General features: G+C 67.1%; 17 protein-coding genes. 1 reads left to right on the top strand and 16 read right to left on the bottom strand.

Annotated features, from left to right (window positions below; translation table 11 throughout):
• Positions 1–22: 22 nt before the first annotated feature.
• From ACZLZY_RS05840 to ACZLZY_RS05855, 4 genes are read right to left on the bottom strand one after another with little or no spacing between them, the layout of a single operon-like run.
• Positions 23–997 (bottom strand): Csu type fimbrial protein, encoded by a 975-nt coding sequence (locus ACZLZY_RS05840; RefSeq protein WP_472932632.1) that lies wholly within the window; start codon positions 995–997, stop codon positions 23–25.
• Positions 975–3,389: a fimbria/pilus outer membrane usher protein gene (locus ACZLZY_RS05845; RefSeq protein ID WP_472932634.1), complete on the bottom strand. Its 2,415-nt coding sequence runs from the start codon at positions 3,387–3,389 to the stop codon at positions 975–977. Before ACZLZY_RS05845 ends, ACZLZY_RS05840 begins: the two co-directional genes overlap by 23 nt.
• Before the next feature lie 14 nt (positions 3,390–3,403).
• Complete coding sequence (locus ACZLZY_RS05850) at positions 3,404–3,832, bottom strand: fimbrial biogenesis chaperone (RefSeq protein WP_472932636.1); 429 nt, start codon at positions 3,830–3,832, stop codon at positions 3,404–3,406.
• A 37-nt stretch (positions 3,833–3,869) separates the two neighbouring features.
• Positions 3,870–4,352 (bottom strand): Csu type fimbrial protein, encoded by a 483-nt coding sequence (locus tag ACZLZY_RS05855; RefSeq protein ID WP_472932638.1) that lies wholly within the window; start codon positions 4,350–4,352, stop codon positions 3,870–3,872.
• A gap of 480 nt (positions 4,353–4,832) precedes the next feature.
• On the opposite strand from ACZLZY_RS05855, the gene ACZLZY_RS05860 reads away from it, so the two are divergent.
• The gene (locus ACZLZY_RS05860; protein ID WP_472932640.1) at positions 4,833–5,861 is read left to right on the top strand and encodes a Tim44 domain-containing protein; all 1,029 of its coding nucleotides are present in this window, start codon (positions 4,833–4,835) and stop codon (positions 5,859–5,861) included.
• Positions 5,862–5,928: 67 nt separating this feature from the next.
• Here the strand turns inward: ACZLZY_RS05860 and ACZLZY_RS05865 are convergent, their stop codons facing one another.
• The 12 genes from ACZLZY_RS05865 to ACZLZY_RS05920 all read right to left on the bottom strand — a co-directional run bounded on the left by ACZLZY_RS05865 (position 5,929) and on the right by ACZLZY_RS05920 (position 20,768).
• Entirely contained in the window at positions 5,929–6,225 is a 297-nt protein-coding gene (locus tag ACZLZY_RS05865) for a branched-chain amino acid transport AzlD family protein (protein WP_472932641.1), read from the bottom strand.
• Positions 6,222–6,941 (bottom strand): AzlC family ABC transporter permease, encoded by a 720-nt coding sequence (locus ACZLZY_RS05870; RefSeq protein ID WP_472933127.1) that lies wholly within the window; start codon positions 6,939–6,941, stop codon positions 6,222–6,224. The genes ACZLZY_RS05865 and ACZLZY_RS05870 overlap by 4 nt, the downstream gene beginning before the upstream one ends.
• A 192-nt stretch (positions 6,942–7,133) precedes the next feature.
• On the bottom strand, positions 7,134–7,985 hold the full coding sequence (locus ACZLZY_RS05875) for a 3'-5' exonuclease (protein ID WP_472932642.1): 852 nt from the start codon (positions 7,983–7,985) through the stop codon (positions 7,134–7,136).
• A 49-nt stretch (positions 7,986–8,034) separates the two neighbouring features.
• Positions 8,035–10,539: an NAD-dependent DNA ligase LigA gene (gene ligA, locus ACZLZY_RS05880; protein ID WP_472932644.1), complete on the bottom strand. Its 2,505-nt coding sequence runs from the start codon at positions 10,537–10,539 to the stop codon at positions 8,035–8,037.
• A gap of 279 nt (positions 10,540–10,818) precedes the next feature.
• Entirely contained in the window at positions 10,819–12,489 is a 1,671-nt protein-coding gene (gene recN / locus ACZLZY_RS05885; protein ID WP_472932645.1) for a DNA repair protein RecN, read from the bottom strand.
• Positions 12,490–12,701: 212 nt separating this feature from the next.
• On the bottom strand, positions 12,702–13,589 hold the full coding sequence (locus tag ACZLZY_RS05890; RefSeq protein ID WP_472933129.1) for an outer membrane protein assembly factor BamD: 888 nt from the start codon (positions 13,587–13,589) through the stop codon (positions 12,702–12,704).
• 255 nt (positions 13,590–13,844) lie between these two features.
• A complete protein-coding gene (gene lpxC, locus ACZLZY_RS05895; RefSeq protein WP_472933131.1) occupies positions 13,845–14,789 on the bottom strand; it encodes a UDP-3-O-acyl-N-acetylglucosamine deacetylase in 945 nt (314 codons plus the stop codon).
• 306 nt (positions 14,790–15,095) lie between these two features.
• Complete coding sequence (gene ftsZ / locus ACZLZY_RS05900) at positions 15,096–16,694, bottom strand: cell division protein FtsZ (protein ID WP_472932647.1); 1,599 nt, start codon at positions 16,692–16,694, stop codon at positions 15,096–15,098.
• 118 nt (positions 16,695–16,812) lie between these two features.
• The gene (gene ftsA, locus ACZLZY_RS05905) at positions 16,813–18,141 is read right to left on the bottom strand and encodes a cell division protein FtsA (RefSeq protein ID WP_472932648.1); all 1,329 of its coding nucleotides are present in this window, start codon (positions 18,139–18,141) and stop codon (positions 16,813–16,815) included.
• Positions 18,138–19,040, bottom strand: coding sequence for a cell division protein FtsQ/DivIB (locus ACZLZY_RS05910; RefSeq protein ID WP_472932649.1), 903 nt, complete (start codon positions 19,038–19,040; stop codon positions 18,138–18,140). Before ACZLZY_RS05910 ends, ftsA begins: the two co-directional genes overlap by 4 nt.
• On the bottom strand, positions 19,028–19,954 hold the full coding sequence (locus tag ACZLZY_RS05915) for a D-alanine--D-alanine ligase (protein ID WP_472932651.1): 927 nt from the start codon (positions 19,952–19,954) through the stop codon (positions 19,028–19,030). The genes ACZLZY_RS05910 and ACZLZY_RS05915 overlap by 13 nt, the downstream gene beginning before the upstream one ends.
• A 226-nt stretch (positions 19,955–20,180) precedes the next feature.
• Positions 20,181–20,768: a Uma2 family endonuclease gene (locus tag ACZLZY_RS05920; RefSeq protein ID WP_472932652.1), complete on the bottom strand. Its 588-nt coding sequence runs from the start codon at positions 20,766–20,768 to the stop codon at positions 20,181–20,183.
• Between the last annotated feature and the right edge of the window lie 70 nt (positions 20,769–20,838).

Consider the following 20,838-nt stretch of genomic DNA (forward strand, 5'->3'; position numbering starts at 1 on the left):
CCGATTGGCGATCGGAGGCGGCTTACTGATAGGTGATGGTGACGGTGACGATGTCGGCATAGTTCCCCGATGGAACGTCCTGAGGCTGGACGCGTCCATAGACGGGTACGGAGACCGTCCCAGCCACCCCGGTATCGGTCACCACCGCCCCGACAGTGCTTCCCCAAGGCTGCGTGCGGCTCACATCGGAATAGAGGCCGTAGAGCAGCCGGTTGACCCCCGAGAGCATCACCCGTGCTTCGGGATCGCCCGACCCATTGCGGCCAGTGCCGAGCGCGATCGCGTAGTCCACGCCCGGCGTACAGGTAACCCCGACAGCCCCTTGGCCATCGACCGGCCGGGTGATCCGCCCATGGGTCCCGAAGTTGATGTCCTCGGTGGTGATGCGACAGTTGGCGGCGACACTGGCGTCGGCCGTGAAGGCGGCCTGCGTAGTGGTGCCTCCCGCCGGCGCAGCGCAGTCTAGCGCGCCCTCTGCATAGACAAACTCGGCGTCCATGCCGGCAAAGGTCGAGAGATAGGTCCCCCTCGGCGCCCCCCCTTGCCCGATCGCGACGCGGCCATAGACCGTCGCGGTGCCCGCGGCAGTGGTGCCGCTGACCGAGACCGAGATCCGCTGCGGATTCCCCAGCGCCGGCTCGGACACGCTGCCCCAGGAAATGCTGCGGCCGGCATCGGTGTAGAGGCCGAACAGCAGCCCGTCACTCCCCTGCGCGAGCTGCCGCGCGCCGCCGGTGCTCGGCGCGCTGCCCCGTCCGAGACTGGCGCAGACCGACACCATGCTGGTGCCGGCCGCAACCTCGGTGCAGGTGACGGAAATGGCTGCACTGCTGTCGTCTGGAACGCCGCTCAGCGTGTCGACGGCGCCGAAGCTGAGGCCGGACACCGTCGCGGTGCAATTGGCGGCCTGCGCCTTCCCCGGCACAAGCCAGCACGCGCCGCTGAAGAGGATTACGGCGAGAAGCCGCCTGAGATCAGAGAGGGCGGCAGACCGCATCTGGAATACTTACCTGTTGTCCCTTGCGGGAGGAGTAGGCGAAATCGGCGGCGCACGCGCTGCCATCGGTTCGCGTGATGGCGACCCGGTTTTGGGCCGTCAGTCCGTCGATCATCGCTTGGCCGTCATAGCCGATGACGAAAGGCTCGCCATCTTCGCCCAGCCGGGCCAGGGCCCCCATCTCGATCGGGGTGCCAGCGGGGTCGGTGAAGGTGACCAGAGCGACCGCTGCCGCATCGCTCACCCCAAAGCGCAGGACGACGCCGGCGCGATCGGCGGGCACGACCTCATCCCGCGTCTTGTTCACCACCGCGTCCAGCGGCAGGCGGGTCGGGTCGATGGAGATCTGGTTGGGCTCGTAGGCCCTCAGGCGCGGCAGCAGCAGCTTGCCGTTGCGGCCCGAACGGCCGGCCGGCCGGTTCTCGTAGCTGACCTCGACATCGGGCGCCCCGACATCGACGATGGCAAAGGCACCGTCGATGCGGTTCGACAGGAAGACGTCGCCGCCGGCCGCGACCACTGCCCCCTCCATCCGGCCGCTCGCCCGGTACTGGTCGTCCTGGGCATCGACCCGCGCGGTCAGCAGCGCGAAGGGCGCGCGGTAGCTGCCCTCGCCCGAGCTGACGGGATCGTCGATCCCGTCGCGCCGGACCCGCCAGCCGTAGTCGCCGACCCGCTCCCCTTGCGACTTCGAGACCTCCGACGAGATGCCGAGGCCGTCGCGATCGGCCGCGGCCGAGACGGAGCCGCGGACGCCGCCGCCGAGCGGCATGGAAAGCGTGGCGTAGAGGCCGAAACGGTCGTCGTCGAGATCGGTGAAGGCTGAGACGGACCCGGTGAGGTTGGCGTAGAGCGTGCGGCTGTAGCTGAGGCTCGCCAGACGCTGCTCCTCCCCCTCGACGGTCACCAGCCGGGTGTAGCCGAGATTGAGAAAGGACGCATCGAACACCAAGGGCACCGAGAGGGAGATCTGGTCGAGCGCGCGTGGCGGCCGGGCGGACAACAGGAGGACTTCGTTGTCCCGGCGCGAGACCGGCTCGGCGGTGACCGAAGCGATGTCGTCGTAGTCGCCGAACGTCCGCTGCACCCGCCCCTGCATCCGCACGCCGACGAGGTCCATTTCCACGCCCGCATCGGCGAGATAGCCGGTGCCCGCCTCGCTGCGGCTGGCGGCGCCGGCGAGCGATCCGACACCGAGCGCGCCAAGGCTGAAGACCGCGCCGGCCCCCGCGTTGATGAGGTCCTCGCCGCCTTCCGCATGCGCCTCCACGGTCAGGCGGTCAGCGATGCCGTAGCGGACGCTGGCCGAGCCCATCGGACGCCCGTCGTAATCGTTGGAGTCCCGGCCAAAATCGTTACGGGCGAAGCCGGCCTCGGCGGAAAAGTCGAGAAGGCCGGGCGCCAGCATCTTGCTGGAGGCGTAGAAGGCGCTTTCCGTCTCCACCTCCTGTCCCTGCGCGTCCCGCACGACGATGCGCGCCCTTCCATTGCCGGTGGAAATCGGCAGGTTGCCGATCTCGAACGGTCCCGCCGGCACCGCGCCGGAATAGCGCCGGGCATTGTTGAGATAGACGTCGACGGTCGACGGGACGGCGGCGCTGCCCGACAGCTCGGGCACCGGGATGGTCACGAGATCGGACCGCAGCGAGAAACTGCGCTGGATCTGCGCGCCGCCGAGCCGGCTCGGACGCGTCCAGCCGAGGCCACCGGTGATGAGGTCGCCGCCCCGATAGGTCACAAGGGATCCCGGATCCGAATAGGACCACGTGCTCTGAAGACGGGTCGAATCGTAATAGGCATCGTCCGACGTGCTGGCGATGAAGCCTTGCGAGAAGACGCCGTAAGGCCCGTAGGTCCGCGCCTCGAACGCGCCGGACACCCCCTGGAAGGCATAGGGGCGACGCTTGGCGGCGTTGTCGGCGCTGGACGTCAGCGAATAGTTCATCAGCGCGCCGTAGCCGGACGGGGTCACGAGGGGAGCCTCTTCCGCCTCCGGCGTCTTGCCCCGCACGTCGACCTTTCGGGCCGCGCGCCCGGCGTCGGACGCGGTGAAGTCGAGGGATTGCAGGGCTGCGTCGTAGACGAAGGAGACTGCGGGCAATTGGTCGAGCTGGACCCGCCCGTCCGGGCGCAGGGCCGACGGCACGGGGATGATCCCGACATTGCGCAGCTGGTCGCTCGCTATCGACAGCGTCCCGTCCGCGTCCTCCTGCACTTCGGCGATCAGACCAGACTCGACACCATTGATCGAGACCGCGAGGTAGAGAAAGGCCTCCGGCTGGAGCGCCTCGTCGACCGCCACCGGATCCGGCACCGGCACATCCTGTGCCGGCGCCGCGGTGGTCACAAAAAGAGCCGCCAGCGTGCCGAGAAGGTTTGCCCGGCACGCCAAGACCGCGACCGCCTTCAGGGCGCGAAGCGGACGGGGATGGAATGGCGAACGACGATGTTCACCGTCCCGGCCGCCGGGCGCTTCGCGCTCGGCAACTGGTCGACCATCAGGCGGTAGTTTTCTTCCTCGCCGAGAGGCCGCTTGGTCACCCGAACGACCCGGATGAGGTTTTCGCTGCCGCCGGCGAGCTTCGTCAGCGGCGGGCTGACGACCACGTCGGTGGTCGCCTCGAAGCGATCCTTCCCGCCGACCTTCGTCCAGCGGAAGATCCGGACCTGGACGCTGACCGGCGCCTTCTTCTCGTTCCACACCCGGATCGTCGAGGCGGCGGTGCCGCCCCGCAGATCGAGACCGGTCGGAGAGACCCGCAGAGACGCGGCCCCAGCATGCGAAAGACCAAGCCCCAAGGCAAGGCCGACGGCCACCAACCGTTGGATCATCATGTCACTCTCTCCTTGTTGGAAGCCGTCAGACGAGAGCTCAATAGGTGATCGTGGCAATGACCGAGTCTGCGTAAGTTCCTGTCGGCACGACCTGTCCGGCCGACACGGTGCCATACGCGGTGAACTCTTCGCCGCCTTCCGTTGCTGCCGCGACAGCAAGGGTAGCGGTGGGGCTCCACGGCAGCGTGTTCTCTGCGTCCTGATAGATCATATAGTCGACGGTGTTCGCGCCGCTCGTCATCTGACGCAGCGTATCGGTTGCGCCGGCGCCGCCGCCGTTGCTCAGGGCGATGGCGTAGGGCGTGCCCGGCGTGCACTGGACCGTCAACTCCGCGGTGGCGGCAAGGTTCGCGTCGATCAGGCCGGTACCGGTAAAAGCCATGGCCGTTGTGGCAAGGGTGCACTCGGCGGCGACGACCATGCTGACCCCCATGGGGGCATCCAATGTCTGGGCTCGTGCGGCACTCGAAACGCCGACGAGGCAGGCCATGCCCAGCATGACCGTGAGAGACTTTTTCATGGAGAACTCCTTAGAGGCGCGTATTTGCGGCGCTGCCGTCAGCAAAGATATCCCCGCCAGGCCCCTTATCAGTATCTAATAAGCCTAACATATCAAATCGATAATCAGTAATTTCGAGTAATTTACTCTTGATATATTTTCCTGACTATCTAAAGTCATAAATAATAATTCGCAAATGTATCATTAAAGCTAGGCTCACTGAGTATTTTGAATACAATAGAGTGTTTTTATTTGGACTTACTAAGCACCCATCCTCGTGATGCCGCGCTTCTGCAGCCCTCTCTGGGCTGCAGTGCGTCCTGTTCAGCTGGTGCGAAGGTACCTGCTCCACCTGGCTTTTGCAGCGGAATGGCGAGTCTGGCGGCACATGAAATGGCGCTCGCGAAACCACCGATAAAATGACGGTCGACGTCTACACATTGCCGGCGGCGCTTCTTACATTCGAGGACAACAAGATCTTTCAGCCGAGGAACCGCCTTCATGTTTTCTACCCGGAAGCTCCGCTTCGCAGGCGTGTTCGCGGTTGCCGCGATGGCCTTCTCCATGGTTGCGGTCGACCATGCCGACGCGCGCCGGATGGGCGGAGGCGGCTTTGGCAGCCGGGGCGCGAGGACCTATCAGTCGGCACCGCCAACGGCGACAGCGCCGAGTGCCGCGGCGCCGGTCCAGCGCTCCATGACGCCGAATGCCGGCCCGCAGGCGGGAACAGCTGCGCGCAATGCCGGACAGCAGCGCCCGGGCTTCATGAACGGCTTCGGCGGCTCGCTGCTGCGCGGCCTAGCCATCGGTGGCCTAATCGGCATGTTGTTCGGCGGCGGCTTTGGCGGCATGGCCGGCCTGTTCGGCATGATCCTGCAGATCGCGCTGATCGGCGGCGGCATCTATCTCCTGATGCGCTTCCTGCGCTCGCGCTCGTCGTCCACCCCGGCCATGGCCGGCGGCCCGGCTGGCGGCAACGGCATGAACCGGTCCGGATATGAGCCGCAGTCGTCCAACCGGCCAGCGGCCGGCGGCCTTGGCGGACAGGGCGGCGGCCTTGGTGGTGGGCTCTCGGGCCTCGGCGCCAAGCTTGGCGGCCAGAAGGCCTCGATCGGCAATCCCGACGAGATCGGCGTCTCGCCGCAGGACCTCTCGACCTTCGAGCGCATGCTCGCCGACATCCAGGGCGCTTACGGGCGCGAGGATTACGCCAGCCTGCGGGCGGCAACGACGCCGGAGATGATGTCCTACTTCTCCGAGGAACTCGGCACCAACGCCTCGAACGGCGTCAAGAACGAGGTCTCGGACGTCAAGCTGCTGCAAGGCGACGTGTCCGAAGCCTGGCGCGAGGGGCAGACCGAATATGCGACCGTTGCCATGCGCTACTCCTCGATCGACGCGACGCGCGAGCGGGCGACCGGCCGGGTGATCGAAGGCAATGCCGAAACGCCGAGCGAGAGCACCGAGGTCTGGACTTTCACCCGTCAGGGCCGGGGCGCTTGGCTCCTGTCGGCGATCCAGTCGGTCTGATTGATCTACAGTCTTGGAAGAATGCTTTGCGGGCGCCGAGAGGCGCCCGTTTTGCTGTCGGCCTTTGTCAGAACCCTGCCGCGCGGGCCAGCGCCACGAAGGTCGTGCCGATGGCGACCACGGCGATCACTGGCAACCGCAGCGACAGGACGCCCGCGAGCAGGATGGCGACGCGCTCCGGCCAGTCTCCAGTGATAAGGACAGGGGCAACGATGGTGGTGATGACCGCCGCTGGGACGGCGTTGAGCGCCGCCTCGAGCCTTGGCGGGATCCGCTCGACGCGGGCCAGCAGGAGATGGCCGGCGAAGCGTGTGACATAGGTGAGGCCGGCGCTCAGCCAGATGATCCACCAGATGTCGCTCATGCGCCCGCCTTCCCCGACGCCCGTCCGTCCAAGGCGGCCTCTTTAGGCAGCGGCGCCAGCACGGCGTAGATGATGCCGCCGAGCGCGCCGACGGTCACATGCCAGGGCGGCCCAAGCATCAGGTAGCTCGCGATGGCGGCAGCGGCGCTGGCCAGCACCACGGGATAGAAGGCGGCCCGGGCGCGAAAACCCATCAGCAGCGTCAGGAAATAGACCGGCAGGATGAAGTCGAGCGCGAAGGCCTCCGGGTTCTCGATCAGACCGCCGAACAGCGCGCCGATGAGCGTCGACAGAAGCCAGGCGGCATAGAGCGCGAGGTTGTAGGCGAAGTAGAAGCTCTTGGTGAGCGGCCCCCGCGCCGCGCGCGCCTCGGCCTCGGCAAAGGTCGGGTCGGTCAGGAGGAAGAAGGCGGCGGCCTTCTGCAGCGGCGAAAAGCGCGTCAGACGCCGGCCGATCGAGGCGGAGTAGAGCACATGGCGGAAGTTCAGCGCGAACACCGACAGCGCCACGACAAGCACCGGCGAGCCGAGGCCGATCATCTCGATGGCGACGAACTGGCTCGCGCCGCCATAGACCGTGGCGGAGAAGCCGACAGCTTGGAACACCGTCAAGCCGGCATCAACCGCAATCGCGCCGTAGACCATGCCGAAAGGCAGCACGGCAACGAGAACGGGCAGCACTTGGCGCAGGCCAGCGCGGGCTTCTGAGACTTGGATCAAGGGCGGAGCTCACCGGTTGAGGGGCGCGCGCTGGTGCAACGACGGCGCAAGGCGTCGTAGCCGACCCAACGGCGACCGGCAACGCGCAGCCCCGCGTTCATCTTGCCAAGAGCAGCTCCGCCCTGAGAAAGCGGGTTGGAGCGCACCGGAAAGGAGGACCCTGGTGGCAACCTCCGGCGGAGCGGTGCTCTACCCGCGGAAAAGCTCCACGAGCTTTCTGGCTTCCTTCCGGTTGTCGGAGAGAAGGTCCTTGAGATCACCGGCCTTCAGCAGCTTCACGTGCCGGCATTCCGACCGGAAGCGGGCGCCGATGCAGCCGCAGAGGAGCTGCGGCGCGGCGCCCGGCTTCAGTTTCAGGCGAATCTCGTAGGGCGTGCCGCTGGAGCCCTTCACCACGAACAGCCCGGCCTCCGGCGGCTGCGGCGTGCGCACCGCGTTCAGCGCCTCCAGCGCCCTCGCGGCGATGCCGCCCTTGGCGAGCGACGGCAGCGCCGGATGGTTTTTGCGCAAGCCCATGGCGAGGGCCAGTTCGGCGACGCCCTTGGCCTTCCTTGCCTTCACGCCGGCCAGCGCGATCGCCGCGCAGGCGAAAGCATCTTCACCCGCGTGGTGGTGCTGGAAGCGGACACCAAAACGATCGGCGAGCGCGTTCAGCCGGTGGCTCGGCTCTGACGGCCAGAGCTGGCGGGCCATGCCGAGCGTGCAGCTGGACGACAGCGCCGGGCGGCCGAGGCCGTAGGACTGGAGGCAAGCGTTCAGCACCGAGATGTCGAAGCTCGCATTGTGAGCGAGCAGCAAAGCGCCATCGAAGGCCGCGGCGAACTCGCGGTAGACGTCGGGAAACTGCGGCGCGTTGCGCACGTCATGGGCGGTGATGCCGTGGATCGAGGTGTTGATCGCCTCGAAACGCAGCTCGCGCGGGCGGATCAGCCGGTATTCCCGCCGCGTGACAGTGCCGCCTTCGATCCAGGCGAGGCCAATCGCGCAGGCGCTGTCGCGCCGGTTGGTGGCGGTCTCGAAATCGATCGCGATGATGGTCATGCCCGGCCCGCCCGCATGCGGCGGCATGCGCATGGGCCAACCAGCGCGGTCACGCTTGCCCCGCCAGCTGGCGCCATTCGTCCTCGGAGATCACCTTGACGCCGTGCTTCTTGGCATCGGCCAGCTTCGACCCGGCGCCGGGGCCGGCGACGACGAGATGCGTCTTGGCCGAGACCGAGCCGGACACTTTCGCGCCGAGCGCCTCGGCCTGCGCTTGCGCCTCCGGCCGCGTCATCGTCTCCAGCGAGCCGGTGAAGACGATCGTCTGGCCGTCAAAGATCAGCTGCGACGCATCCGCGGTCTTCCAGGTGACCTTGACCTGTTCCAGCAGCTCGGCGACCGCCACGCTGTTGTGCTCCTCGCCGAAGAAGTCGATCAGCGAGAGCGCGGCCACCTCGCCGATATCGGCGCCTTCCGCGAGCGTCCGGAAGACCGGGCCAGGCTCCTGGCTGACCGCCTTCTGCAGCGCCGCCCGCAGCTCGTCGCCTTCGCCGTAATGCTCCTTCAGCGCCAGCCGCTGGCGGGTGTTGAGCTTGGCGGTCTTGTCGCGGATCGGGTCCCAAGCCGCGTCGCCCTCGTGCATCCGCGCGGCCTCGATCATCCGGTCGAGGGTGATTGTGCCGACCGAGTTCACCGAGCCGAGTTCCAGCCAGTCGTCGCCCGGACGCTCGGTGGCGGCGATTTGCACGGCCTCGATGACTTTCTCGACGGTGCCGTAGAGCTTGGCCAGCGCCTTCGACGTCGTCTCGCCGACATCCTCGATGCCCAGCGCGAAGAAGAAGCGGTCGAGCGCGATCTCGCGGCGGCCGTCGACGGCGGCGAGGAGGTTCTTGATTGACCGGTCCTCGTCCTCGCCCTTCTTCTTCGCCGCCTTCTTCACCGGCTCGGCCTTGCCGCTGGCGAGACGCTTGGCTTGCGCCAGCTCCGCCCGCCGGTCGCCGATCACCTTCTTCAGCGGCTCGAACTCAAGCTTGAAGATGTCGGCGGGTCCCTTGACCAGCCCGGCATCGAACAGCGCTTCGACGTAGATGTCACCGAACCCCTCGATGTCGAAGGCATTGCGCGAGACGAAATGCTTCAGCCGCTCGCGCCCTTGCGCCGGGCAGGTCAAGCCGGCGGTGCAGTGGGTCTTCGCGTCATGCCGGCCGATGCGCGGGTTGAAGGCGCGAACCGCGTGGCTGCCGCAGCTCGGGCAGCGCGTCGGGAAGCGGAACGGGATGCTGTCGTCCGGGCGCTTCTCCGGCAGGATGTCGACGATCTGCGGGATCACGTCGCCGGCGCGCTGGACGATCACCGTGTCGCCGATGCGGATGTCGCGGCCTTCCCGCAGAGGGGCGCCGTCCGGGCCGATGCCCTTGATGTAGTCCTCGTTGTGGAGCGTGGCGTTGGAGACGACGACGCCGCCGACGGTCACTGGCTGGAGCTTTGCGACCGGTGTCAGCGCGCCGGTGCGGCCGACCTGGATCTCGATGTCGCGCAGCACGGTCGTCGCCTGTTCGGCCGCGAACTTGTGGGCGATCGCCCAGCGGGGGCTGCGCGAGACGAAGCCGAGCCGCTTCTGGAGCGCGAGATCGTCGACCTTGTAGACGACGCCGTCGATGTCGTAGCCAAGGCTCGCCCGCTGTTCCTCGATGGCGTGGTAGTGCGCGATCAGCCCGTCGATGGTGTCGAGCCGGCGCATCAGCGGGTTGACGGCAAAGCCGAGCCGGCCGATGGCGGCGACCACCTCGGTCTGCGTCGTCGCGGCCTCGCCGCTCTCGGCGAGCGGCAGCGCGCTCGCCTCGCCCCAGGCATAGGCGAAGAAGCGCAAGGGGCGCGCGCGGGTGATCTCGGGGTTCTTCTGGCGCAGCGACCCGGCGGCGGCATTGCGCGGGTTGGCGAACTGGCGGACTTTCGCCGTATCCGCCTCGCTTTCAGTTGGCTCGTCACCGTCCGCGGCGGCCGTATCGCCGCCCTCGCCCGCCAGCCGCGCATTCAGCGCGGCGAAGTCGGCATGCGACATGTAGACCTCGCCGCGCACCTCGAACACGTCCGGCTTCCAGCCGCTGAGCCGGTGCGGGATGTCATCGACGGTGAGCGCGTTGGCGGTCACGTCCTCGCCGACCGCGCCATCGCCCCTCGTCGCCGCCGAGACGAGACGGCCCTTCTCGTAGCGCAGCGACAGCGAGAGGCCGTCGATCTTCGGCTCGGCGGTGATCGCCAGTGGCGCGTCGTCGGCGAGCTGCAGGAAGCGGCGGACGCGACGGCCGAACTCGGCGACGTCCTGATCGTCGAAGGCGTTGTCGAGCGAGAGCATCGGCAGCGCGTGCGTCACCTTCGCGAACTTCGACGAGGGCGCGGCGCCGACGCGGGCCGAGGGCGAGTCGGCGCGGATGAGATCGGGAAACCGCCGCTCGATCGCCGAGTTGCGCCGGCGCAGAGCGTCATAGTCCGCGTCGGAGACGGTCGGCGCGTCGTCCTCGTAATAGCGAAGGTCGTGCCCCGCCATCTCCAGCGCGATCCGCTCCAGCTCGGCGGCGGCTTCGTCGGCAGTGAGGTTGTCGATCTCGGTCATGGGATACGCCGTTGCAAAGGGGTCGAGGATGAAACGTTTTGGCCCAACATGCCGCAAGGCTGAAACGCCTGCATGGCCCTGCCGTCGCCTCTTCCGTCTCGTCATCCCGGGCTTGACCCGGGATCCATTCCAAATCGTCCGAAGGGTCAAGGGAACACAGGAAAGCCCGCCCTTCCTCCACCGAATTTGCAGCGAGACTGTTGCGGCATGGATCCCGGGTCAAGCCCGGGATGACGAAGCTGAAAGGGTGCGGCCGGTCGAGGAAAGTGGCGCCCTGCCCTACGTCGCGCCGATCAGCTGCGCCGCGGCCGCCCTGGCCTCGGCCGTCACGTGCTCGCCCGCAAGCATGCGGGCGATCTCCTCGGTGCGGAACTCGCCGGCGATCGGCTCGACGCGGGTGGCCAGGCGCTCATCGTCGGCGCGGGTTTGCGCCTTGGAGATGAGGAGATGGGTCGAGGCGCGGGCCGCCACCTGGGGCGCGTGGGTGACCGACAACACCTGCACGCGGGCGGCGAGGCGCGCGAGGCGGCGGCCGATGGCGTCGGCCACGGCACCGCCGACGCCGGTGTCGATCTCGTCGAAGACCAACGTCGGCGCCGAACCCTTGTCGGCGAGCGCCACCTTCAGCGCGAGCAGGAAGCGCGAGAGCTCGCCGCCGGAGGCGACCTTCATCATCGGGCCGGCGCGGGTGCCGGGATTGGTGCGGACCCAGAACTCGACGGTGTCGATGCCGGCGGCGGTCGGGCTTTCGGGATCGCGCTTCATGTCGGCGATGAAGGCCGCGCGCTCGAGCTTCATGTCCGGCAGCTCGGCCATCACGGCGGCCTCGAGCAGCGCGGCGGTGGCGACGCGCTTCTCCGACAGGTCGGCCGCCAGCTGGTCGAGCTTCTCGCGGTGGGCGTGCACCTCCGCCTCCAGCGCGGTCAGCTTCTCCTCGCCCGCGTCGAGATCGGCGAGGTCCTCTATCATCCCCGCCATCAAGGCCGGCAAGGCATCGACCGGCCGCGAGAATTTCCGCCCGGCAGCGCGCAGGGCGAAGAGGCGCTCCTCGGTCTGCTCCAGAGCCCGCGGGTCGAATTCGAGGTTGCGCAGCGCCGTCTGGAGGCTCATCTGCGCGTCCGACAGCGCGTCGAGCGCTGTGTCCAGCCGCTCGATCGCCTCGTCGAGCAGGCCTGGCAGCTCGTCCTTCTTGCGGTCGAGGCGCTTTAGGAGGCCGGCGAGACCGGGGATCGGCGAGGAATGGCCGGAAAGCTCCTCGTGCGCGTCGCCGACATCGGTCGCGATCTTCTCCGAGCGCATCATGATCTGGCGGCTGGCGGCAAGCTCCTCCTCCTCGCCGACGACGGGGGCGAGCTCGGAGAGTTCATTGACCGAGGCGCGGATATAGTCGGCCTCGCGGGCGGCCGCCTCCACCTTGGCGCGGTGGCGGACGAGTTCGGCCTCGGCGCGCTTCCAGTCGGCATGGGTGCGCGCCACCGCCTCGGCCTCGCCGCGGAGCGCCCCGTATTCGTCGAGCAGCCGCCGGTGCGCCTCGGGATCGACCAACGCACGGTCGTCGTGCTGGCCATGGATCTCGACAAGGCTGACGCCGATGTCGCGCATCAGGCCGACGCTGGACGGGCGGTCGTTGATGAAGACGCGGGTGCGGCCGTCGGCGCTCTGGATCCGGCGCAGGATCACGTCGCCGTCGTCGTCGAAGCCGTTCTCGGTGAGGAGCTTGCGCGAAGGGTGAGCCGCCGGCGGATCGAACACCGCCACCACCTCGCCTTGCTTGGCGCCGTGCCGCACGAGGCTGCCGTCGCCGCGGCCGCCGAGCGCCAATGCCAGCGCATCCAGAAGGATAGACTTGCCCGCACCCGTCTCGCCAGTGAGCACGGACAGGCCGTCGCTCAGCTGGAGATCGAGGCGTTCGATCAGGACGATATCGCGGATCGAAAGGTGAACAAGCATGCGCGCCGATGGCTAATCGCTGTCCGGTCGAAAGGCAACCGGCGGGATGCAAGATATGTGCGGTCAAACGCAAAACGCCAATGGGCGAGCACTGCCGTAACCGCTTCCGCCTACGAAAAAACCGGGTTGGAAGGCCCGGCCATGAAAAAAGCCGGGTCGCCCCGGGTTGCTTCCGTTCTTATTCGCTTTGCCGCACCCGGGGGCGCGTCCCTTCAGGAAGGGTCGCCGCCGCCGGTGATGGCGTTGGTCGCCTTGACGAACCAGGAATTGCCGCCGGTGCTGGCGCGCGGCTCCAGGCCCTTGGACTGCAGCAGCGAATAGCTGTCCTTGTACCACTGCGATTCCGGGAAGTTCTGGCCGAGCACCGAGGCCGAGGCCTGGGCTTCCTGGACGAGGCCCATGGCGTAGTAGGCCTCGGTCAGGCGGGCCAGCGCCTCCTCGACATGGCGGGTCTGCGGGAAGGCCTCGACGACACGCTTGAAGCGGTTGATGGCGGCGATGTACTCGCGGCGCTCGAGATAATAGCGGCCGACCTGCATTTCCTTGCCGGCCAGCTGGTCACGCGAGACTCGGATCTTGGTGCGGGCATCCTCGGCATATTCCGAGTCGGGATAGCGGTCGACGACCTCTTGCATGGCGGCCGCGGCGCGCGCCGTCGCCTTCTGGTCGCGCGTCACGTCCGGGATCTGCCGGTAATAGGCGAGGCCGATGATGTACTGGGCGTAGGCGGCTTCGCTCGTGCCGGGATAGGTGTTGAGGTAGCGGCGCGAGGAAGTGACCGCCTCCTCGTAATCGCCGGAGCGGTAGCTGGTGAAGGCGCTCATCACCAGAGCCTTGCGGGCCCATTCGGAATAGGGGTGCTGGCGGTCGATCGACTTGAACTTCGCCGCAGCCTCCTTGAGGCGGCCGCCTTCGAGGTTCGCGAGGCCCTGGTTGTAGAGCACATCCGGCGGATCGGTCTCGGCGGCCAGCGCCAGAACGTCGATGTCGTCATCCTTCCCGGACATGCAGCCGGAAAGGACAAGGGGCGTGGCGACGAGCACGAGGCAAGCCGAGAGCCGCGCCAGGCGTGACGTCGCTCGCAATGGCGTCGAGATCAGCATCAATCGGATTCCCCTGCGTGTTTCCTGCGGCCCCAGCGCTGTCTAGAACAGACACCGGCCCCCGGCAACGTTTGAAGGGGGCGCAAGGCGCCTTTTTTATGGCGCCGGGGAGCGTCATCCCATGCAAAGGCGCCGCACATCCCAAGATGTCGCAGCACCCTGCACTAACCTAAACAGTATTGAAGAGAAAAAACTCAGTCTAGCGACGGATCGACCCGTACGATTCATGCTGAGAAACGCCCGAGCGCCGTCTCAGAGAGTCTGCGGGCCGTAGGCAGGCGCGGCGACGGCCGCGGTGATCAGCGGCGAGTGCCGAACGATTTCGCGGCGACGCGACGGCATCTCGACGATCTCGTAGGCGGTGCGGTCGGCGAGCAGCGCCTGCAGCGCCAGCGCGTTGAGCTTGTGGCCGCCGCGGTAGGAGCTGTAGCAGCCGAGGATGCGGCCGCCGGCCAGCGCCTGGTCGCCGATCGCGTCCAGCGCCTTGTGCCGGACGAACTCGTCGACGAAGCGAAGGCCGCCCTGGTTGATGATCCGGTCGTCGTCGCCGATGACGACGGAATTTTCCAGCGAGGAGCCGAGAGCGTGGCCCGAGGCCCAGAGCCGCTCGACGTCCTTCATGAAGCCGAAGGTGCGGGCACGGGCGAGCTCGTCGCGGAACATCCGCGCCGAGAGATCGGCCTTGAACGTCTGGCGGCCGATGGCGGCGGTCGGGAAGTCGATCTCGATCTCGAAGCGGGTACCGGCATGCGGCGTGTACTCGGCCGAGCAGCCATTCATCTCGACGCGCACCGGCTTCAGCACGCGGATATAGCGGCGCATCGTCGCCTGGCTGCGCAGGCCGACGGCCTCGATCGCCGCGACGAAGGCCGCCGAGCAGCCGTCCATGATCGGAATCTCGTTGCCGTCGATCTCGATCACGGTGTTGTCGACGCCCATCGCGTAGAGCGCGGCCATCAAATGTTCGATGGTCGCCACATGAACGCCATGAGGGTTGCCGATGATCGTCGATAGGTCGGTGGCCGGCACGTTCGAAGAGATTGCCTTGATCGTCTTCGGCAGGCCGGGACCGCCGCAAACGCGGAAGACGACGCCGGTATCGGCGGGAGCGGGCAGCAAGGTCAGTTGCACGGGGTTGCCGCTGTGGACGCCGACGCCGTCGAAATCGATGCGTGCGCCGAGCGTCTGCTGATACATTGTCACGTGCGGTAGTCCCTTTCACTTGCCTCGCCGAAGCGGGATGCACCGGGCATCACCATCTCTCGCGAGAAGGGCTCCTGCGCTGTCCCTGGCCCCCTCCCCAGGAAGGCCATGGCGCCGAAGCCCCGAATTCTTGATGTTAAAATAGGCCGGGGGACCACCTGAGCCAAATCACGGATTCTTACCCCGTATTACCATTCGATCCATTTCGATTGAGTAAAAATCAACATAAACAATACCTTAACGAAAAAGGCCCGCCGTCATGTGACGGCGGGCCTTGTGTCAAGCTTGCAACGGTTGGGATCAGTTGGACTGGCGGCGCAGGAAGGCCGGGATTTCCAGCTGCTCGTCGTCGCTGATCGCCCGCTGCGGGGCAGCCGTCGGACGCGCCGCGGATTCGGCGGCCTGCCGGCGCGGTGCGTAGGGGTTCTGCTCGGCCGGGGCAGCAGCGCGGCGGGGCTCGACGCGGGCCTGGCGGGCCAGCTCGTTCTGCTCTTCCTCGCTGTGGCGCGACAGGCCGGTGGTCAGGCGACGTAGCAGGCCCATCGGCCCCTTGTCTTCACCCGAGACCGGGTCGACGGCAGACTTGGCACCGTATTCGGCCTGCACCATCGGCGGGAAGTCCTCGACGCGGGGCATGCGGGCGGCGGCGACGGGGGCCTCGCGGCGCAGGCTGTGGTTTGGTGCCATCGGCGCCGGCGTCCGGATCTGGACCTCGGCAATCTCGGCCTCGAGGGCGCTGGTGAAGTCGTCCTCGACGTCGTCCATCGGCATTTCCTGGTAGACCGGCGCGGCGCGCGGCGCCTCGGCAACCATCGGCATCGGCTGCGGCGCCATCGGCTGCTGAACCTGCTGGACCGGGGCCTGCGCGGCGACCGGGCGCTGCATCATCGGCGCATGGCGGATCTCGATCGGACGGTCGTAGGCTTCCTGCGCCGTCTTATCGATGCCGGTGGCGACGACGGAGACGCGGATGACGCCCTCGAGGCTCTCGTCGAAGGTGGCGCCGAGGATAATGTTGGCGTCCGAGTCGACTTCCTCGCGGATGCGGGTTGCGGCTTCGTCGACCTCGAAGAGGGTCAGGTCACGACCACCGGTGATCGAGATGAGCAGGCCCTTGGCGCCCTTCATCGAGATCTCGTCGAGCAGCGGGTTGGCGATCGCGGCTTCGGCGGCAGCCATCGCACGGCCCTCGCCCGAGGCTTCGCCGGTGCCCATCATGGCCTTGCCCATCTCGCGCATCACCGAACGGACGTCGGCGAAGTCGAGGTTGATCAGGCCTTCCTTGACCATCAGGTCGGTGATGCAGGCGACGCCGGAGTAGAGCACCTGGTCGGCCATGCCGAAGGCGTCGGCGAAGGTGGTCTTGTCGTTGGCGATCCGGAAGAGGTTCTGGTTCGGGATGACGATCAGCGTGTCGACGTTCTTCTGCAGGTCTTCAATGCCCTGCTCGGCGATGCGCAGGCGGCGCTGGCCCTCGAAGTGGAACGGCTTGGTGACGACGCCGACGGTGAGGATGCCCTTTTCGCGGGCAGCGCGGGCAACGACCGGTGCTGCACCCGTGCCGGTGCCGCCGCCCATGCCGGCGGTGACGAAGCACATGTGCGAGCCCATCAGGTGATCGCAGATCTCGTCGAGCGACTCCTCGGCGGCAGCGCGGCCGACTTCCGGCTGCGAGCCGGCGCCGAGGCCCTCGGTGACGGCAACGCCCATCTGGATGACGCGCTCGGCGCGGGAGGACCGCAGGGCCTGCGCATCGGTGTTCGCGATGACGAACTCGACGCCCTCGAGGCCGGCATTGATCATGTTGTTGACGGCATTGCAGCCACCGCCGCCGACGCCGAAGACGGTGATCCGGGGCTTGAGTTCCGTGATGTCCGGCTTTGCGAGGTTGATGGGCATGGTCCTGTTTCCTCTTCGCTGTGGTGGCCGTCTCGCCGCGTCGGCCTGACGTCTGTGGGGCACTAAGGCGCGCGGCGCGCGACTTTTCGGTCCGGCGGGGCGTACCCCGCCGGTATGGCTAGAAACTCTTCCGCAGCCAGGAGCCGAGACGGCCGACCTTGGTGGTTTCGTCGAAGGCGAAGCTCGACGCCGAGTTGTCGGCGAAGTGCTCCATCACCGCGACCTGCGGATAGATCAGGAGCCCTACCGACGTGGCGAAAGCAGGGCTCTTGTTGGCGGCGCTGAGCCCGGCGACGCCCACGGGGCGTCCGAGCCGGACATTGCGCTGCATGATGGTGCGGGCCGTGTCGCTGAGACCGGCGAGCTGGCTGGCACCGCCGGTGAGGACGACGCGCTTGCCGATGACGTGGCCGAGACCCGAGGCGGCGAGCCGGTCGCGGATCAGCTCGAGCGTCTCCTCGACGCGCGGCCGGATGATGCGGGCGACCAGCGAGCGGGCGACCGAGATCGGCGCCTCGAAGCCGTTCTCGCCGAGCGGGGCGACTTCGACGGTGTCTGAGTCTTCCATCAGCTCGCTCATCGCTGAGCCGTGCATGACCTTCAGGCGCTCGGCATCTTCGGGCCGGATCGACAGGCCGCGGGCGAGATCCATGGTGATGTGGTGGCCGCCCATGGCGACGCTGTCGGCATAGACGAAGCGGCCGTTCTGGAAGATCGCGATGGTGGTCGCGCCGCCGCCCATGTCGATGCAGGCCGAGCCCATTTCCGCCTCGTCGTCGACGAGCGTCGACAGGCCGGAGGCGAAGGGCGTGGCGACGAAGGCCTCGACCACGAGGTGGGCGCGGTTGATCGCAGCCTCGAGGTTGCGCAGCGGCGTCTCCTCGGCGGTGAGGATGTGCATATCGGCGCCAAGCTTCTGGCCGATCATGCCCTGCGGGTTCTCGAGGCCCGTCTCGCCATCGAGCGAGACGTCGAACGGGACGGAATGCAGGATGATGCGGCCCTGGTCGAGCGGCGCCCGCGCCGCCATGCCGAGCACGCGCTTCAGGTCGGCGCTCGACACCTCGGCGCCGTGCATCGGCAGCTCGGCCATGCCGCGCACGCTCTTCAGCCGGCCCGCGGTCAACGAGACGATCAGCGATTCGATGGTGAGGCCGGCCATGCGCTCGGCCGCGTCGACGCAGAAGCGGATCGACTTCTCGGCCGCGTCGAGGTCGACGACGACGCCCGACTTGATGCCGCGCGAGCGCTGGTGGCCGATGCCGATGACTTCGATCTCGTGGGTGCGGCCCGGCAGGATCTCGCTCTCGGCACGCGGCTTCAGCCGGGCGATCAGGCAGGTGACCTTGGTCGTGCCGACGTCGAGGATCGAGATGATGCGGGTCTTGCGGCCCGGCAGAGCGCGCATGCGCGGCAGGCCGCCGGCGGATCCGGAAAAGAACGTCATGCCGGGTTCGCCTTCTGACTGCGCTTGATCACCTTGGCGCGCTCCTTGAGGGCGGCATCGCGCCGCACCAGGGCATCGGGCGTCAACCGAATGACCATCCGGTCCTCGATCCGCATATCCACCACCAAAATGTCACGCGACAACAAGCCGATATCCCTATCCATCCGCGCGACTTCCGCAGCGGCTTCCACCGCCCCTTCCTCGGGCAGACGCAAGGTCTTGCCGTTGTCCAGGCGCAGGTCCCAACGCCGGTCCCCGACGCGGATGTAGGCCTTCACCCTTGCGCGAAGCTCAGGTACCGCATCCATTTTGTCGAGAAATTCAGCGGCATGCTTGGCCGCGCCGACGCCCACCACGAACGGCAGGTTGGAAAAGCGGTTGGCGGCATAGGGCACGATCTCGCGGCCATCGCGGTCGATGACGAAGAGCTCGCGGCCCTTCTGCCAGAGCGCGAACGGCCTGCGCTCGGTCAGCTTGATGGCGACGCGATCGGGATAGGTCTTGGCGACCGCCGCCTTCTCGATCCACGGCATGGCTTCCAGCGTCTGCCGGGCGGCATCGGGGTTCAGCGATGGCAGGCTCTCGGCCCCGGTCTGCCAAAGCGCCTGCAGCACGTCGATCTCGGAGGTCTCGGTGTTGCCGGAGACGTCGATCGTCTCGATCGAAAAGCCGAGCGGCTCGGCGACGGAGTCGATCACCGCCGTCGTATGACCGCCGAGCGACATGCCGTAGAGCCCGGTCGAGGCGAGAAGGATCACGGTCAGCTTGCCGAAGGTCAGTTGCGGCATGCGCGCCAGGCTTTCGCCGGTCGCGGCGAGCCGGCGGCCGAACATCGACAGCTTGAGGGCCAGACGGTTGCGCGGGCCGCGCTCCGGGCGATCGGCATTCAGCGATGACATGACGCGTCTCCCACCAGCCAGGCCAGCAATTCGCCGAAGGAATGTCCGGCCTCGCGGCCGATGTCGGGGACCAGTGAGGTCGGGGTCATGCCGGGCTGGGTATTGATTTCGAGCCAGACCAGTTCGCCGCCCTCGCCAAAACGGTCGTCGTAGCGAAAGTCCGAGCGGCTGACGCCGCGGCAGCCCATCGCGGCATGCGCGGCCAGCGAATATTCCTGCACACGGCGGGTGACGCTCGCCGGAATCTTCGCCGGGATGACATGGGTCGAACCACCCGGCAGGTATTTCGAATCATAGTCGTAGAAGGCACTGCCCTCGGTGGTGATCTCGCAGACGCCGAGTGCGACGTCGCCGAGCACCGCGCAGGTCAGCTCGCGGCCGTGGATGAACCGCTCGACCATCACCATGTCGCCGAAGACCCAGTCGGACCCATGCAGCTGCTGCGGCGGGTGCGCCTGGTCCTCGCGGACGATGAGGACGCCGAAGCTGGAGCCTTCCGCGATCGGCTTGACCACATAGGGTGTCGGCATGACGTGTTTCTCGGCGACGACGCGGCGGTCGAGCACCTTGGCCTCGGCCAGCGGAATGCCGGCAGCCTTGGCGATGGTCTTCGCCTTGACCTTGTTCATGGCGAGCGCGGAGGCGAGGACACCGGAATGGGTGTAGGGAATGCCGAGGTATTCGAGCACGCCCTGGATCGTGCCGTCCTCGCCGAACGGGCCGTGCAGCGCGTTGAAGGCGACGTCCGGCTTCAGCTCGGCCAGCACCGTCATGATGTCGCGGCCGACGTCGACGCGCGTGACGCGGAAGCCCTCGGCCTCCAGCGCGTCGGCGCAGGCATTGCCCGAGGACAGGCTTACTGGCCTCTCGCTCGACAACCCACCCATCAACACCGCCACATGCTTCGTCATCAACCGCCGTCCCCAAGCCCAAAATGGCGTGTTTGCTATTCATGGCTGACGATGGTTAAGCGAAAGTTAAGGCCCGTGGAGGATCGAAACAAAATCGTAACGGCGTTGGAAGGATTGCGGAAACCCCTCTGGACCGCGGCTTTTGGGTCACGCCGGCGGGCGCGCAAGGCCGTCGGAGGGTAAGAATGGTTAACGGAGGTTAACGCCCTGCAGGCGCCAACGCAGCTTCTCAGATGACGCGCAGCCGCGGGTCGAGCTTAGGCGAAAGCGTGTCGTAGATGTCCCGCAGCGACAGCGACGCACCGATCTCCGCCAGGTCGACCGCCTGATCCAGATCGTCATATCTCTCGACATTCCAAAGGCCAGCAGGATCCCGCCGGTAAAGCTTCACGGCCACCATGTCGGGCTCGACCAGCATGATCAACCGGAGGCCACGATGCGCACGGTACTCATCCAGTTTATCGGTGATATCGATGCTGGAGGTCCGCGGCGACGAAACCTCGACCACCACAACGGGCCGAATGGCCTCTCGCGCGGAAGGATCGCGCGGTCCGCAGTCGACGACGACGTCGGGATAGCGGATATCGCGTGCGCCGGTCCTGACCGCCGTATCGCTCGACGTTGTTCGACATCCGTTTCGCTTCGCCTGCGGCGCCAGCGCGACCAGGATGTTGCTTGTGACCACGGCATGGTTCTGTTTCACACCGGCCATCAGGCGGACGGGCACACCATCAACCAATTCATGGCATTGATCCTGAGCCTCAATCCAGACGAGAAACTCATCGGCGGACATCGAGATTTGTTCAGGATCAGCCATGAAGCCCTCCCCCATGCCGTCAGATCCTAGACCCAGGGGAAGAACGGCTCAAAGGAAATCGGGGCGCTGC

Source organism: Mesocryomonas lacus, from assembly GCF_055730135.2.

Coding starts and splice junctions, on each gene's coding strand:
- ACZLZY_RS05865 (WP_472932641.1), bottom strand. CDS start 6,225: ATGAGCGACATCTGGTGGATCATCTGGCTGAGCGCCGGCCTCACCTAT.
- ACZLZY_RS05850 (WP_472932636.1), bottom strand. CDS start 3,832: ATGATGATCCAACGGTTGGTGGCCGTCGGCCTTGCCTTGGGGCTTGGT.
- ACZLZY_RS05875 (WP_472932642.1), bottom strand. CDS start 7,985: ATGACCATCATCGCGATCGATTTCGAGACCGCCACCAACCGGCGCGAC.
- ftsA (WP_472932648.1), bottom strand. CDS start 18,141: ATGACGTTCTTTTCCGGATCCGCCGGCGGCCTGCCGCGCATGCGCGCT.
- ACZLZY_RS05860 (WP_472932640.1), top strand. CDS start 4,833: ATGTTTTCTACCCGGAAGCTCCGCTTCGCAGGCGTGTTCGCGGTTGCC.
- ACZLZY_RS05920 (WP_472932652.1), bottom strand. CDS start 20,768: ATGGCTGATCCTGAACAAATCTCGATGTCCGCCGATGAGTTTCTCGTC.
- lpxC (WP_472933131.1), bottom strand. CDS start 14,789: ATGTATCAGCAGACGCTCGGCGCACGCATCGATTTCGACGGCGTCGGC.
- ACZLZY_RS05840 (WP_472932632.1), bottom strand. CDS start 997: ATGCGGTCTGCCGCCCTCTCTGATCTCAGGCGGCTTCTCGCCGTAATC.
- ACZLZY_RS05855 (WP_472932638.1), bottom strand. CDS start 4,352: ATGAAAAAGTCTCTCACGGTCATGCTGGGCATGGCCTGCCTCGTCGGC.
- ACZLZY_RS05910 (WP_472932649.1), bottom strand. CDS start 19,040: ATGTCATCGCTGAATGCCGATCGCCCGGAGCGCGGCCCGCGCAACCGT.
- ftsZ (WP_472932647.1), bottom strand. CDS start 16,694: ATGCCCATCAACCTCGCAAAGCCGGACATCACGGAACTCAAGCCCCGG.
- ligA (WP_472932644.1), bottom strand. CDS start 10,539: ATGACCGAGATCGACAACCTCACTGCCGACGAAGCCGCCGCCGAGCTG.
- recN (WP_472932645.1), bottom strand. CDS start 12,489: ATGCTTGTTCACCTTTCGATCCGCGATATCGTCCTGATCGAACGCCTC.